Origin of the sequence: Sulfuricurvum sp., from assembly GCF_023250475.1 — a bacterium.
Classification (GTDB): Bacteria; Campylobacterota; Campylobacteria; order Campylobacterales; family Sulfurimonadaceae; genus Sulfuricurvum.
Map to the genome: position 1 here is coordinate 1 of NZ_JAHFAQ010000059.1, position 13,577 is coordinate 13,577.

Genomic DNA, 13,577 nt, shown 5'->3' on the forward strand with positions numbered 1-13,577 from the left:
GTTTCGCAGAGTTGGATCCCTACATTCAATAGCAGATTTTAATTGAGGCGAAATACGCCCGCTACGTAGAAAAACAGAGTGATGATATCGAGCGGATGTCGAAGATGCTCCATATCGCCATCCCTGAAAATTTTGATTTCAAATCGGTTTCGGGTCTCTCCAACGAGATTGTGGATAAACTCTACAAATTCAATCCGCCGACACTGCAAGCCGCATCGCAAATCAGCGGAATTACCCCCGCCGCACTCGACATTCTTCATATTTATATCAAAATGGCTCAACGCAAAAACTAAAGGATATTACACTTATGCGCTATTTCTATTATGTCCATACGGGGCACCGTATCGGTTTGGATCGTTTTCACCGTGCCGTTGCCATTGTCAACGAACTTCAAAAAGAGATCGATATTACATTGCTTTGTTCCGATTTTCGGATCGCTGCGGAAGCCAAAGAGTACGGAATCAAGCGAGCCGTAGGTGTGGATCTCGTCCGTAATATTCCCCAAATTGCCCAGCATGGCGATAAGATGATTTTCGACTCTGCGGAGATCAATTCGGTTTTATTGGACGATATGACTCAATTTTTCTCTACATTTATCCGCATCAGCGACGATCCTTCGGAGATAAAACACGATAAAGAGTTTTTAATTTCTCCGTATCTGCATGGGGAGAATATTTGTAATGCAACAGTGGTGAATGAACGCTATTTTGAGACGCTCCCTAAAACGATCCCTTTGGCACTTTTTTTCGGGGATGACGATTACGAAAAAGATTTGGAGAGACAGCAAGAGGTATTTAAACCGCTTAATCTGGAATTGTTGATGGGGTTCTACCATTTTCTAGGATATGAAAACAGCTTGAAAGAAAGTTTTACTGCCATTCATGAGACTGAAGAGTACGATGAGGTTATTCGTCGAAGTGAAATTTTGATAAGCGCATCGCCGCAAGCGGTACTTCAAAACTTAGCTGCGGGGGGAAAACCGATTTACATCCAACGTCCTGACTACGACAAAAATTTTATCCCGTTATTTAAAGTGTTTTCGATCCCGATTGTGGAAGAAATTACTTTAGAATGTCTTATGCATGGGATAAATTCGGTAGTATCAAATAACTATCACGCAGTCGAAAAAAGTAACACTAAAGTAATCGAATTTATAAGTAAAACTTTCGATTTAGTGAAACTTAAACCTTTTTAACTTATGATTGGGAGTTAAATTTCCAAATTAAGTGAGATGATAATGATGGATGAAAGCAGAAGAGGGTTTATCGGTAAAGCCTTTGGTGCCGTCGCCGCTGTCGGAGGTATTGCCTCTCTCATCGCGATGAAGAAGACGTGGGACCCGCTTCCTAGCGTCATGTCTGCCGGTTTTACTACGGTGGATGTGTCCGGCTTGGAAGCCAATAAATTAGAAATCGCCGTATGGCGGGGTAAACCGGTGTTTATTCTCAAATACAGCGCTGATATGAAACCGACAGATGGCAGAAGCGTCAAAATCGGTGACAGTTACTTTTCAGTCATGATCGGGCTATGTACTCACCTTGGCTGTATCCCTGGTTATGAAGGGGATAAAAAATTGTTTAAATGCGCCTGTCACGGTGGCGAATATAGTCCTGATGGCGTAAATACCTTCGGACCTCCACCTCGTCCGCTTGACATTCCTCCGTTCAAACTTGACGGTGTTACCCTGGTTTTGGGTGAAGAAGGGCCGGAATATAAAAAAATGACGGCAAAAGTTTAAGGGGGGCTAGATGGCAGAATTTAAAAAAGCAGACTCGATGCTCGAGTGGTTCGACCAGCGTTTAGGTGTCGTCAACTTTGCAAAAGTGATGATGACAGAATATTGGATTCCGAAAAATATTAACTTTTTGTGGGCGATGGGTGTTTTATTAACAGTTTTGTTCACGTTCTTGGTTGTTTCAGGAATTTTCCTTTTGATGTACTACAAACCGGATGCTAATATGGCATTTGACAGTGTTAACTACACGATTATGCAGGAAGTTGCATACGGTTGGTTATTCCGTCACATTCACGCAGTGGGTGCTTCGGTAGTGTTCTTGATTATCTACATCCATATGTTTACCGGTATCTATTACGGTTCGTATAAAAAAGGGCGTGAGATGATCTGGATCTCAGGGATGCTTTTGTTTATGCTTTTCTCTGCAGAAGGGTTTAGCGGATATATGCTTCCATGGGGACAAATGTCATACTGGGCTGCATACGTAATTACTGAAATTTTTGGCGGTATTCCATTTATCGGCGACGATTTGGTAGTTTGGATTCGCGGTAACTTCTATGTAGCGGATGCAACCTTGACCCGTTTCTTCATGCTTCACGTATTGTTGATTCCGTTGGCGATTATCGGTGCGATCGTATTTCACTTTTACGCACTTCGATTTCCGCACGTTAACAATGAAGCAGGAGAATTTTTCGATTTTGATGTGGAAGCAAAAAAATATCTTGCAGGAAATAAAAAACACTCTAAAGTTATCCCTTTTTGGCCGGTATTTTTGTCCAAAGACGTTTTTGTTTTGGGTGTATTTTTAATTTTCTTTTTCTACTTGGTTTTCTTCCATTACGGTTTTGCAATGGATCCGATCAACTTTGATAAAGCTAACGGCCTTAAAACTCCGGCTCACATCTATCCTGAGTGGTATTTCTTGTGGAGTTACGAAGTATTACGCGGTTGGTTCTTTGAAATTGCCGGTATTTCGGGTAAAGATCTAGGATTGATGGCATTTGGTTTTGCAAATATCATTTTCCTTGTAATGCCATGGTTGGATCGTTCACCGGTCGTTAAACCTGCCAATCAGCGTCCGTATTTTAAATACTGGTTTTGGTTGATGATTGCCGATTTGATGGTCTTGACCGAGTTCGGTAAATTACCTCCGACGGGACCGAATGCATGGGTAGGTTTTGGTGCGTCATTGACGTTCCTTGTACTATTTATTGCATTACCGTTTATTACAAAAGCCGAAGCAGCGAAAGTGAAGGGTAAAAAATGAAAGAATTTAAAATTTTAGCCGTCCTTGTTGCTCTTGTCGGCATTACATATTATGGAATTGAGCCGTATGCACACAGCGTTATGCATCCGGCAGTTGCTCCGGCTGACTTCACTTTCCAAGATGTCAAAAACGTTGATACGTCACTTGCGGGTAACGTTGAAAACGGAAAAGTTCTTGTAGAAGCAAACTGTATTGCGTGTCATGCGATTGAAAAAGCGGGCCATCCTGCTATGATGCCGAATGCGGATGCAGCGGCAAGTTATGGTGTTGTTCCGCCGGATTTAAGTCAAGCCGGACGTATCTATGATAAAAACTACTTGGCGAATTTCATTTTTGATCCGGTAACGGCAATGCACGTACAGCAAAAGTACAACCCTGAAAGCGGGAAAGCATTCCCTATGCCGTCATACAATTGGATGAGCCCTCAGGATATTATGGACGTGGTTGCTTATTTGCAGTCGGTAGCTCCAAAAGTTGCTGACAATGTTGAAGGTCATAAATCTACCTTTGAAGCAGCATGCGGACGATGTCACAATATGCAATACGCAGGTATTGAAGCAACAACTCCGGCCAGTGTTATTAAAGAACACATGGGGGCAAATCCTCCTGACTTGTCACAGTACATCAAAAGCCGTGGTGAGCACTACCTACACAGCTTTATTAATGACCCGCAAGTATTGCTCAAGGGTACTTCTATGCCACGTGTCGGTTTGACCGAAAAAGCACAGGAAGAAGTTATTGCGTATATGGAAGAGGTCGGCGATTCGAAAAAAGCGGAACGTGAGAGTCTTGGAGTATGGGTAATCCTCTATTCGGTTATATTTGCAATCTTGGCCTATTTGTGGAAACGCAAAATCTGGTCAGAAGTTCACTAAGGAGTAATGGATGAAAATAGTTAAAATTCTAGCATTGTCGGCACTTCTTAGTGCCGGTGCAATGGCAGATGAGACATTGGCTAATAATATGAGTCAAATGGAAAGCGGCCTTAGTAATGTACAAAAAGGGTTCTTGTATAACACTCCGGCATTGATTAAAACCGGTGTGAGTGATATTCACAAAGCCAATGCTCTTTTCCACAACATGGAAGATACAAAAAAATATCTTCCAAAAGATAAACAACATATGAGCAATATCGCTTTCAATGCATCAAAACGCATTGACAGTGCGAGCGATGATATGATCAAAGCTTTGGACAAAAAACAATTTTCCAAAGCACACCAATCGTATTCCGAGATCGTCAACGCGTGTACTGCATGTCATGCAGTAGTTCGCGGCTGGTAAAAGATAATCCCCTTTGGGGATTTCTCTCCTCTAATTCTTTCAATAAATAAAACTCAAAACAACTTTTAGGTACTATCGCGCATTGCTCCTAACCATAGGAATTTTCAAGGATAGTCGTGTTAATAGATAGCTATGGCAGAACCGTCGATTATTTACGGGTTTCGGTAACGGAACGGTGTAATTTTCGGTGCCAGTACTGTATGCCCGAAAAACCTTTTTCATGGGTACCGAAAGAGAATCTGCTCAGCTTTGAAGAGCTGTTTGAATTTATCAAAGTGGCCATCGACGAAGGGGTAAAAAAAATCCGCATTACCGGCGGTGAGCCGCTTCTTCGTGAAAATCTCGATACGTTTATCAAAATGATTTACGATTATAAAAACGATATTGATTTGGCAATGACCACCAATGCTTTTTTGCTCAAAGGCTCAGCTCAAAAACTTTACGATGCGGGATTGAGACGTCTCAATGTTTCGATCGATTCTCTAAAACCCGAAGTGGCTGAAATGATTGCCAAAAAAGATGTACTCCGACAAGTCCTTGAAGGGGTAGAAGAGGCACTTAAAGTAGGGCTGAAAGTCAAGGTCAATATGGTTCCGATGAAGGGGCTAAACGACAGCGAAGTGCTTGATGTCTTAGAGTATTGTAAAGAGCGGGGGATGGTTGTCCGTTTTATCGAGTACATGGAAAACGTTCATGCCGAAGTCAATATCAAGGGGATGCAGAGTCCAGAGCTTCTTTCCATTGTCGGAGATCGTTATACCTATGAAGATGAGGGCTTTGACGGCCATTCACCGTCTCATTATTATAAACTCGAAGGCGGATACGAGTTTGGGATTATCGAACCGCATAAAGACGATTTTTGTACCAAATGTAACCGTATCCGTCTTACAGCAGAGGGGAACTTGATTCCGTGTCTCTATTTCGATGAAGCGATGTCGATCCGAGATGCCGTACGTCGAGGCGATATCAAAGAGGCGGCGTTGGTACTCAAAGAGGTGATCCGAACCAAACCCGAAAAGAATCGCTGGAGTGAAGGAGACGCTGAGCTCTCTACCCGTGCATTTTATGAAACGGGGGGGTAAAGAATGCTCTATTTGGTAGAACATTTTTACTCGGTTCAAGGAGAGGGGAAATACACGGGGGTACCGTCACTGTTTTTTCGCTTCGGGGGGTGTAATCTCAAATGTGAAGGGTTCGGATGCACTGAGAGTGCACCGGACGGATCGATGATTCTTGGGTGTGATACCGTTTATGCGGTCGACCGTCGGGCTTTCGGTGAGTTATGGCAGGAGATCGAAGAGCTACAGACATTGATTTGGATTATGAACGGCTACCGACTGCCGCCGCACGTAGATGTGGTGCTGACCGGCGGGGAACCTCTGATTTATGCCAACGAACCGATTTTTGTCGAATTTATCGAGTATCTGATTGCCCAAGGGCATCGGGTGACCTTTGAAACCAATGCGTCGATAGCTCCCGATTTTAATCGTTACCCTTTTTATTCGCAGGCAACGTATGCGTTATCGGTCAAACTTTCCAATAGCGGTGAACCGTTTGAAAAACGGGTAAAACCGGAAGTGTACGGAGCTATTATCGCTAACGCAAAAGAGAGTTTTTTTAAATTTACCGTGGATGAGCCCTCTTTGGTGAGCCACATCGAATCGGAAATCGATGATGTCATTGCCCCTCATCCGTATACACCGGTTTATTGCATGCCGCTGGGAGGCGATAAAGCCCATATCGAAGCGAACTGCGAAGCGGTCATCGAGTTTTGCAAACGGCGGGGGTTTATCTACTCGGATCGCCTCCATATCCGTATCTGGGATCAAAATCATGGGGTATAATGTTGTAAATCATTAGGGAGCAGTGAGTATGGGAATATGGTACGATAAAGAAGCGTATGAACTGCTCAAAAAATGCTCTGATGCCAAAGACCTTACCGAATGGAATGAATACCGTAAAGCTACAAACTACTCTCCCATAAATTTTCGTTTTGTAGACTTAAGTAATTTATATCTTCAAAAAGCAGAATTTCAAAATATAGATTTACGTGGAGCTATCTTATATAGGACAGATTTTGAGTTAGCAAATGTTAGTAGTGTTAATAGATCATCTACACTTTTTAACTCGGTTTATACGATTTTTTTTATTATAGGCTTAGGGAGTGCATGGACAGCTGAGATATTAGGTAAATTAGATGCTAAATTTATTACAACTGTATTAGGTGGCAGTGTTATTATTGGTTTTGTCTTGCTCTTATTCGTAGTTGCTGCATTTCGAAATAATAAAATAAATCCCTTTATGAATTTACTTTTATACTTCTTGTATGCGTTTAATCTAGCTATTTTTGGAAGCATGATAGGTGCAACAGAAAGAATAGGTCTACGTCAGACAATTAAAATTATTTATGAAATTATAAATAATATGTCATTATTTATAAGCATAATTAGTATTCTTTTTGTTAGTATTGTTGTTGTGTTTACGATTTTTATCCTCAAAGTAGATGTTTTTAATATAACTGGATATAAAAGCCCAATCGGATTAGCTAAAAACCCTGAAAAAGTTATAGGCATTCGACTTAGTGATATTCAATTTGAATCAATGAAATCAAAAAACATAGCAGATGAATTGCAGATAGAAGCTTCAGAGATAGGTAAAGCAATCGAGGCTTCTCAAAATGATACAGAAAAGAAAAAATTAGTACTTCGACAAGAAGAGCTAGCAAAGAAAATAGAGTTTTTTACTAAGCAAGAACTAGATTCAAGAATACAACAAACACGCATTCAGAATGTTATATATGAACTTCAAGCACCTTACATATATATTAATCAAACAATTACAAAAATCGAGTGGCATAATCGATTTTATTATGGTGCGATTGTAGTATTTATTGGAATCTTTATTTATGCAATTGCACACGGATATGTAGATCAGAAAATGGTGACGTTTTCCTCTTTGTTTAGAAAAGAAACTTTACCGTCTTTTGGAAGCATTTTTGGAGTTATCCTCTTTTACGGATCTCCTGTTTTGATTGGCATTTCATTGATTATCTATTTGATCACTCAGATCAATAAAAATATCGATAAGATTACCGAGCTTCAAGAACAAGAACGGAATATTAAACAGATTGCTTCGACGATCAAAGCAAAAGCACAGGTCGGTATGAGCGATGAGGAATTTGTCAAAGAGACAAAAAATCTGATTCAAAAGTACCAAGAAGGCATGATGGCAGGAATGTTTACCAAAGATAAGCTAAGTGATAAAGAAGATAAATCTTCCTCATCGACGTATAGAGAAAAGATGATAGCTAATGGTATGTCAAAATTATTGATGCAGGCGCTCAAAAAATGAATATGTTACCCATCGAACAAATTCGAGAGAAAATTTACCGTATACGCAATATTGAGGTGATGTTAGACTCTGATTTAGCAGAGTTGTATGGTGTGGAAACAAAATATATTAACCAAGCTGTTTCACGGAATCAGGGGCGATTTCCGAATGATTTTGTTTTTGAACTTTCACAAGATGAGTGGGACAACTTGAAGTCACAAAATGTGACCTCAAGTTGGGGAGGTCGCAGAACTATCCCTAAAGTCTTTAGCGAGCAGGGTGTTTATATGCTTGCTACGGTATTAAAAAGTCAGCAAGCCGCAGATGTTACCATTGCAATTATGCGGACTTTTACAAAGATGCGCCATTATGCCATCGAATATAGTGACCTTGCCAAACAGATTCACGAACTCAGGAAAGAAGTAGTTGCTAACAAAGAGTGGACGAAAGAGAGACTATCTGCCGTTGCGGATGCAGTCATAATGATTGAAGATTCTATGGGGTCGTTAGAAGAGACAGTTATGGATATTAAATCGACAAGTGAAGTCGAAAAAATTGGATTTTTGAGAGGACAAAAGAATAATCATGATAATTCGTAAACTTTTTAAATTCGAAAACGCCCACGTCGTTCGCGGCTGTTCTACACAGCGGTGCCGTGCCTCAATCCACGGACACTCGTACAAAGTCGAGGTACTGTTTGAATCCAAGTATCTCGATGAGGGGCAGATGGTCTACGATTTCGGTCTTATGAAGAGAGGGATGAAAGAGCTGATTGACAGTTTTGATCACGGTGTCGCCATTTGGGATGGAGATGACAGCGCCTATATTGCATCGATGAAAGAGCATTCCAACCGATGGGTTATTCTCCCAGTATCCCCCTCCTGCGAGCAGTTTAGCCGTGTTTTATTTTTGATGATAGACAGACTGCTCGGAGCGACAGAAATGGTCAACGGAGAGCGGGGGGTAAAACTTCACAGTATTATTGTCCATGAGACCGAGACAGGATATGCGCAGGCATTCGAAGAGGATGCCTATTCCGAATTGATGGGGACGATATCGCTTGCGTCGATACACTTTAGCGATGAAGTGCGCGAGAGCTGGAGCGACCCGATGCTGTGGGAGAAAATCTTAACGGGTGAATCTTTTCTAAATCCAAAAACCGTTTAGAGTGTTATTAATGAGTTCTGATCTTGTGAACTCATACACCAGCGTGTCGGGATAATTTTGACCGCTGATCCTTCTTCAAATTCCTCTACACACTCATCCACCATCATAAACGCATTGGCTCGAGAGAGAGGCAATACCATCCCTGGGCCGAAGTTTGGGCTTGGGACGAAATTTTCTCCGCTAAACCATCCGGGGATAAGGGAACGTCTCCCTTTTTTCATTGTGAACGGTTCACCGATACGGGTTGTAATAGTTGAGAGATATCGGTCACTTCTCCCGCTGAGTGAAAGAATGGCACTTTGTCCGAAGAGTTCAAAGCATAGGGCCGCGGCGAGAGGGTTTCCGGGGAGATTCAGAATGAGCGTATTGCCGATCCGACCGAATGTTGTCGGTTTGCCCGGTTTAATGTTGACCGACTCAAAAGCACATTCAAAACCGAGTGAAGAAAATGCCTCTTTTGTGAAGTCGGCATCTCCGACACTCACTCCGCCGGAGGTAATGATAAAATCGGCGTTTAACGAGCGGCGTATATGCTCTTGGATCGATTCGAGAGTATCTTCCGCCGTACCGGTAAAGATGACGTCGCATCCAAGCTCTTCGGTTCGTGCCGCAAACGTCGGCGTATTCGTATTATAGAGCTGATTGGCTCCGAGGGCTTCATAGTGCATTTTAAGCTCATTGCCTGAAGAGAAGAGGGCAACACGGGGGCGTCGGTAGAGTTTGACATGGGTAATTCCCTGCGATGCCAACAGCGAGATATGATGGGCATGAAGCATGACCCCATCTTCCAGCAATGTCATATCCGCTTGAATATCTTCCCCTTTAAGGCGGATGTGCTGCGAAGGTTTGATGAGGGAGGGAAGGGTGACCAACTCTCCGTTGACAGCAACCTCTTCGATAGGGACAATCGCTTCGCATCCCTGCGGTATTTTAGCACCCGTCATAATACGGATACACTGATCTTCGACCATACGGATGTCATCCCCATTCCCCGCTAAAATAGTACACGACTGTGTCAGTGTTTTTCCGGCATCATCCGTTCTAACAGCATAGCCGTCCATGGCAGAGTTGTCAAAAGAGGGGAGAGAGTATGTTGCGGTGATGGTTTCACTGAGGACACGGTGAATAGCGTTTTCAATCGGGACGATTTCCGTTTGTGTCGGCAATGCCAAGGTATAAATCAGTCCGAGTGCTTCTTCTACGCTGATTGCCATTCTCATCTCCTTGGGGTGTTCCTTTTTATTATGCATTAATTATTCATGCATGAGGAAACATTTGGGTAGTCATTATAGGCAATTTAAGGTAAAATCCCCTTTATGGAAGCTATGTATAAAGCCGGATTGAATATCCACTATTTCGGAGTTATTGTTTTGATGGGGGTTGTTCTCTTCAACATCGTCATGTTGTCACTCTCCCATCATATTGTCCGCTACTCGAAGCGGATGCGTGTCGTGATGCCGATTTCAAGCTCGTTCATTGCCTTAATCCTTTTTACCGGCGCGATCATGATGGCGGCCAAACATCTCCACTTCACGTTTGCCAATGGCGCAATGATTGTCATCGCTATCTTGATGATTATTCTTGAAGCCAAGCGGTATAAAACACTCAAACGTAAAACGGATATTACTCAGGATGGGGCATTTGAGCTTTATAAGAAAAAAGCGTTTCGTTTTTTAGGTATCGAGATGAGTTTGTTGATCGCGATTACACTTTGGATGACGGTGCAATGAAATTTCTTCTCCATAACGATACCGGTACGGATGAACTGAGTGTTTCTGGCGAGGATTACAAGTACCTTATCAAGGTTAGGCGCCACAAAGCGGGAGATTTAATCGCTTTCCGCTCACGTGAGCGTTTAGCGCAAGAGTACCGCTACCGCTTAGAGAGAACAGATGGGCGAAACGCCTATTTTTCCTTACAGAGCCATCAGAACGCCCCATGTGAGGGCGAGCGCCGCCTCCATATTGGATGGTGTTTGGTAGATCCGAAGACAATTGAAAAAACATTACCGATGCTTACGGAACTCGGGGTAAGCAAAATTACCTTCATCCACTGTCGCCGTTCACAACAGAATTTTCGACTTGATTTTGAGCGGTACAACCGTATTATGGAAAGTTCGATTATGCAATGCGGCCGGACATCGTTGATCGAACTCTCCGAATCACCGAATGTAAGTACTTTTTTAAAAGAGCATAGCGAAGCCGTTATCTTGGATTTCGGCGGTGAGCCCCTTGGCTCCGATGAATCGGTCGATACGGTCGTAATAGGATGCGAAGGGGGATTTGATGAGAGTGAACGACGGCTCTTTGGTGATTACCGTATTCGTCATTTCCCTTCACCTATGATTTTGCGATCCGAAACGGCGGCAGTGGCAATCGCATCGCGTGTATTGTAAAAAAAGAAATCTTTCGTTATAATCCGTCTTCAATTATCCGCCCCCGTACGGATATAAAACTATACAGACCGACGTACAACGCCGTCGATCACAAGGCAAACCTATGAAAAAAGATCTTCACCCGAACGTTGTTGAATGTACAGCAAGCTGCGCATGCGGCAATTCATTCACAACAACCAGCACAAAAGAGATTATCCGTGTTGATATCTGCAGCGCATGTCACCCGTTTTATACCGGTTCTGAGCGTCAAGTAGATACTGCCGGCCGTATCGACAAATTCAAAAAACGTTACGCGCTTAACTCATAATTTGAGTGCTAAAGGGTTCCCTTTGGCTATTCGCCGTTAAGGCAGTGAATTAGCCTCTTTGAGGCAGAAATTGAGAATAACAATGCTGTCTCTTGTCCCTACCCCTATCGGCAATATTGCCGATATCTCCCTACGCTCTCTTGAAGTTATCTCTCATGCACAGGTCATGTTGTGCGAAGATACTCGTGTCTCCAAAAAACTTATCCATCTTCTTAAAGAACGTTACGAACTAACGACATGCGAACCCAAATTTATCAGCCTCCACTCTCATAACGAAGTCGAATTTATTACGGCGTTAACTCCCGATTTCTTTGATCAAAATGTTGTTTACGTGAGCGATGCGGGGATGCCCGGGATAAGTGATCCGGGGCAGATGCTGATACGTTATTGCATTCATCATAAAATTGCGTACGATATTCTGCCCGGCGCGAATGCGGCGTTGACCGCGTTCGTCGCCAGCGGATTCGTGGAGACGAGAATGCTTTTTTTCGGATTTTTGCCCCATAAAGGAAATGACAGAGCCTCCGCACTTCAAGAGGCTCTCTTCAACGGCTATACAACGATACTCTATGAATCCCCGAAACGGTTGGATAAGCTATTGTCGGAACTCTCCGTTGCGGCGCCCGATCGACAGGTTTTTTTGGCAAAAGAGCTTACCAAACGGTATCAGCGGTTTTACCGGGGTATCGCATCGGAATTGATTTTGCAAATGGAAAAAGAGATACGGGGAGAGTGGGTGGTTGTGATCGAAGCTTCCGAAACCAAAGGCTCAAGCTTAAGCGAACAGGATATCCTCTCACTGGATATTCCTAAAAAAGCGGCTTCTAAATTGATCGCCAAAATTACAGGCGAAAATCCCAAAGAGTGCTATACACGCCTCTTAAAATCTTAGGATATAATACTTCATGCTTATTTATGGAAAACAACCGGTTTATTACGCAATAGAACGTCACCGAGATCGAATCAAAACTCTTTTTTTAGCGAAAGAGGTTGACAAAAAGGAATACTCTCTCCTCATGAAAATGGGCTTCGAGATAAAACGAATTCCTGAGAAAGCGGCGCAGTCGATGGTAAAGGGGGGGAATCATCAGGGCTTTATCGCCGAGATTTCTCAAGTTGTCCCCTATGCCTCTCCGCTTCTCAAAAAATGCGATTTCATTGTAGTATTGAGTTCGATTACCGATATGGGAAATATCGGTTCACTGATACGGAGCGCTTATGCCCTTGGGGTTCAGGCTTTAGTCATCAGCGGGATTAAAGAGCCTAATTTGGAAGCGATGATTCGTACCAGCAGCGGAGCCGCCCTCGATATGCCTCTCGTCATTGTGCACAATATACATGATGTTCTGCATGAGTTGAAGCAATCGGGTTTTCAGGTATACGGAGCCGTCATGGACGGGGTGGACGTTCGGGAAGCAACGTTTGCCGCTAAGCGGGTTCTGGTTTTGGGTAATGAGGGAGAAGGGCTCAGCGGCAGAGTCCAAAAGAGCCTGGATGTCGGTATTTCTATTCCGATGGCGCATGATTTTGATTCTTTGAATGTCGGTGTCGCCGGCGCAATTTTGATGGAGAGAATGAGATGAAACAATGTAACACGTTCGAAGATTTGCAGGCTCTGGGGACAGAGAAAATTCATGAGCGAACCCACATTTCCCGTGATAAAGTAGAGTTGGTTTTGAGTAAATCCTATGCTCAAATCGGACGAGTTCAGTTTATGGGATACCTATCCATCTTAAAGCGTGAATATGACATTGACCTTAGCGGGGTTAAAGAAGAATATACAGCTTTTTGCCAAAGCAATCCGGATATGCTTCTGCCGAAACAGTCGGTTATTTTACAAGCCGATTCCAACTCCAAGCCAAAATGGATAGCGGCAGGAGTCATTTTAATTGTCGTTTTGATGGCCGGCGGATATCTTTTACAAGGGACTATGTCTACAGAACCCAGTGAGGATGTGATGAATCTCACGACATCTGCAGTGCAGGTTGTGGAAAATAATAATACGGCAGTGGTTGATACGAATGAGACAAATGTGACGGCTTCTATCGCCAACAATGAAACCAATCAAAGCATAGCCACGGTTGCAAAGCCACTC

The 13,577-nt window shown here is 43.0% G+C and carries 17 protein-coding genes and 1 pseudogene; 17 read left to right on the top strand and 1 reads right to left on the bottom strand.

Annotated features, from left to right (window positions below; all coding sequences use genetic code 11):
- The 11 genes and pseudogenes from Q0C19_RS06875 to Q0C19_RS06925 all read left to right on the top strand — a co-directional run.
- Nucleotides 1-293: pseudogene (locus Q0C19_RS06875) on the top strand (tRNA uridine-5-carboxymethylaminomethyl(34) synthesis enzyme MnmG); the annotation flags it as partial.
- A gap of 14 nt (nt 294-307) precedes the next feature.
- The gene (locus Q0C19_RS06880; protein WP_295054321.1) at nt 308-1,195 is read left to right on the top strand and encodes a hypothetical protein; all 888 of its coding nucleotides are present in this window, start codon (nt 308-310) and stop codon (nt 1,193-1,195) included.
- A gap of 39 nt (nt 1,196-1,234) precedes the next feature.
- Nucleotides 1,235-1,738 carry a ubiquinol-cytochrome c reductase iron-sulfur subunit gene (petA, locus tag Q0C19_RS06885; protein WP_295054363.1) on the top strand — a complete coding sequence of 168 codons (504 nt, stop codon included), beginning with the start codon at nt 1,235-1,237 and terminating at the stop codon, nt 1,736-1,738.
- A 10-nt stretch (nt 1,739-1,748) separates the two neighbouring features.
- Nucleotides 1,749-3,002: a cytochrome bc complex cytochrome b subunit gene (locus tag Q0C19_RS06890; RefSeq protein ID WP_295054324.1), complete on the top strand. Its 1,254-nt coding sequence runs from the start codon at nt 1,749-1,751 to the stop codon at nt 3,000-3,002.
- Nucleotides 2,999-3,877, top strand: a complete 879-nt coding sequence (locus Q0C19_RS06895; protein ID WP_295054327.1) for a c-type cytochrome — start codon at nt 2,999-3,001, stop codon at nt 3,875-3,877. The genes Q0C19_RS06890 and Q0C19_RS06895 overlap by 4 nt, the downstream gene beginning before the upstream one ends.
- A 10-nt stretch (nt 3,878-3,887) precedes the next feature.
- Entirely contained in the window at nt 3,888-4,283 is a 396-nt protein-coding gene (locus Q0C19_RS06900; protein WP_295054329.1) for a hypothetical protein, read from the top strand.
- 116 nt (nt 4,284-4,399) lie between these two features.
- Nucleotides 4,400-5,365, top strand: a complete 966-nt coding sequence (moaA, locus tag Q0C19_RS06905; RefSeq protein WP_295054332.1) for a GTP 3',8-cyclase MoaA — start codon at nt 4,400-4,402, stop codon at nt 5,363-5,365.
- A 3-nt stretch (nt 5,366-5,368) separates the two neighbouring features.
- Nucleotides 5,369-6,127 (top strand): 7-carboxy-7-deazaguanine synthase QueE, encoded by a 759-nt coding sequence (locus Q0C19_RS06910; protein ID WP_295054335.1) that lies wholly within the window; start codon nt 5,369-5,371, stop codon nt 6,125-6,127.
- Between the two features lie 28 nt (nt 6,128-6,155).
- A complete protein-coding gene (locus Q0C19_RS06915) occupies nt 6,156-7,634 on the top strand; it encodes a pentapeptide repeat-containing protein (protein WP_295054337.1) in 1,479 nt (492 codons plus the stop codon).
- Complete coding sequence (locus Q0C19_RS06920; RefSeq protein WP_295054339.1) at nt 7,631-8,212, top strand: ORF6N domain-containing protein; 582 nt, start codon at nt 7,631-7,633, stop codon at nt 8,210-8,212. The genes Q0C19_RS06915 and Q0C19_RS06920 overlap by 4 nt, the downstream gene beginning before the upstream one ends.
- On the top strand, nt 8,199-8,780 hold the full coding sequence (locus Q0C19_RS06925) for a 6-carboxytetrahydropterin synthase (RefSeq protein ID WP_295054340.1): 582 nt from the start codon (nt 8,199-8,201) through the stop codon (nt 8,778-8,780). The genes Q0C19_RS06920 and Q0C19_RS06925 overlap by 14 nt, the downstream gene beginning before the upstream one ends.
- On the opposite strand, the gene glp is transcribed toward Q0C19_RS06925, so the two are convergent.
- A complete protein-coding gene (glp, locus tag Q0C19_RS06930; RefSeq protein WP_295054343.1) occupies nt 8,777-9,994 on the bottom strand; it encodes a gephyrin-like molybdotransferase Glp in 1,218 nt (405 codons plus the stop codon). The two genes, Q0C19_RS06925 and glp, sit on opposite strands and share 4 nt — an antisense overlap.
- A 102-nt stretch (nt 9,995-10,096) precedes the next feature.
- Between glp and Q0C19_RS06935 the strand changes: the two genes are divergently transcribed.
- The 6 genes from Q0C19_RS06935 to Q0C19_RS06960 form a co-directional block, all read left to right on the top strand.
- On the top strand, nt 10,097-10,510 hold the full coding sequence (locus Q0C19_RS06935; RefSeq protein ID WP_295054346.1) for a hypothetical protein: 414 nt from the start codon (nt 10,097-10,099) through the stop codon (nt 10,508-10,510).
- Complete coding sequence (locus Q0C19_RS06940; RefSeq protein WP_295054348.1) at nt 10,507-11,175, top strand: 16S rRNA (uracil(1498)-N(3))-methyltransferase; 669 nt, start codon at nt 10,507-10,509, stop codon at nt 11,173-11,175. Before Q0C19_RS06935 ends, Q0C19_RS06940 begins: the two co-directional genes overlap by 4 nt.
- Nucleotides 11,176-11,278: 103 nt before the next feature.
- On the top strand, nt 11,279-11,482 hold the full coding sequence (gene rpmE / locus Q0C19_RS06945) for a 50S ribosomal protein L31 (protein WP_295054351.1): 204 nt from the start codon (nt 11,279-11,281) through the stop codon (nt 11,480-11,482).
- 82 nt (nt 11,483-11,564) lie between these two features.
- Nucleotides 11,565-12,374 (top strand): 16S rRNA (cytidine(1402)-2'-O)-methyltransferase, encoded by an 810-nt coding sequence (rsmI, locus tag Q0C19_RS06950; protein WP_295054354.1) that lies wholly within the window; start codon nt 11,565-11,567, stop codon nt 12,372-12,374.
- Nucleotides 12,375-12,387: 13 nt separating this feature from the next.
- Nucleotides 12,388-13,065, top strand: a complete 678-nt coding sequence (gene rlmB / locus Q0C19_RS06955) for a 23S rRNA (guanosine(2251)-2'-O)-methyltransferase RlmB (RefSeq protein WP_295054358.1) — start codon at nt 12,388-12,390, stop codon at nt 13,063-13,065.
- On the top strand, nt 13,062-13,577 hold a 516-nt coding region (locus Q0C19_RS06960), incomplete at its 3' end, for a hypothetical protein (protein WP_295054360.1). The genes rlmB and Q0C19_RS06960, both read left to right, overlap by 4 nt.

Bases quoted from the DNA above. Each gene is read 5' to 3' on its own strand.
- rsmI (WP_295054354.1), top strand. From the start codon at position 11,565: ATGCTGTCTCTTGTCCCTACCCCTATCGGCAATATTGCCGATATCTCC.
- Q0C19_RS06940 (WP_295054348.1), top strand. From the start codon at position 10,507: ATGAAATTTCTTCTCCATAACGATACCGGTACGGATGAACTGAGTGTT.
- Q0C19_RS06925 (WP_295054340.1), top strand. From the start codon at position 8,199: ATGATAATTCGTAAACTTTTTAAATTCGAAAACGCCCACGTCGTTCGC.
- Q0C19_RS06880 (WP_295054321.1), top strand. From the start codon at position 308: ATGCGCTATTTCTATTATGTCCATACGGGGCACCGTATCGGTTTGGAT.
- Q0C19_RS06890 (WP_295054324.1), top strand. From the start codon at position 1,749: ATGGCAGAATTTAAAAAAGCAGACTCGATGCTCGAGTGGTTCGACCAG.
- Q0C19_RS06915 (WP_295054337.1), top strand. From the start codon at position 6,156: ATGGGAATATGGTACGATAAAGAAGCGTATGAACTGCTCAAAAAATGC.
- Q0C19_RS06910 (WP_295054335.1), top strand. From the start codon at position 5,369: ATGCTCTATTTGGTAGAACATTTTTACTCGGTTCAAGGAGAGGGGAAA.
- Q0C19_RS06900 (WP_295054329.1), top strand. From the start codon at position 3,888: ATGAAAATAGTTAAAATTCTAGCATTGTCGGCACTTCTTAGTGCCGGT.
- Q0C19_RS06935 (WP_295054346.1), top strand. From the start codon at position 10,097: ATGGAAGCTATGTATAAAGCCGGATTGAATATCCACTATTTCGGAGTT.
- Q0C19_RS06895 (WP_295054327.1), top strand. From the start codon at position 2,999: ATGAAAGAATTTAAAATTTTAGCCGTCCTTGTTGCTCTTGTCGGCATT.
- rlmB (WP_295054358.1), top strand. From the start codon at position 12,388: ATGCTTATTTATGGAAAACAACCGGTTTATTACGCAATAGAACGTCAC.
- Q0C19_RS06920 (WP_295054339.1), top strand. From the start codon at position 7,631: ATGAATATGTTACCCATCGAACAAATTCGAGAGAAAATTTACCGTATA.
- rpmE (WP_295054351.1), top strand. From the start codon at position 11,279: ATGAAAAAAGATCTTCACCCGAACGTTGTTGAATGTACAGCAAGCTGC.
- glp (WP_295054343.1), bottom strand. From the start codon at position 9,994: ATGGCAATCAGCGTAGAAGAAGCACTCGGACTGATTTATACCTTGGCA.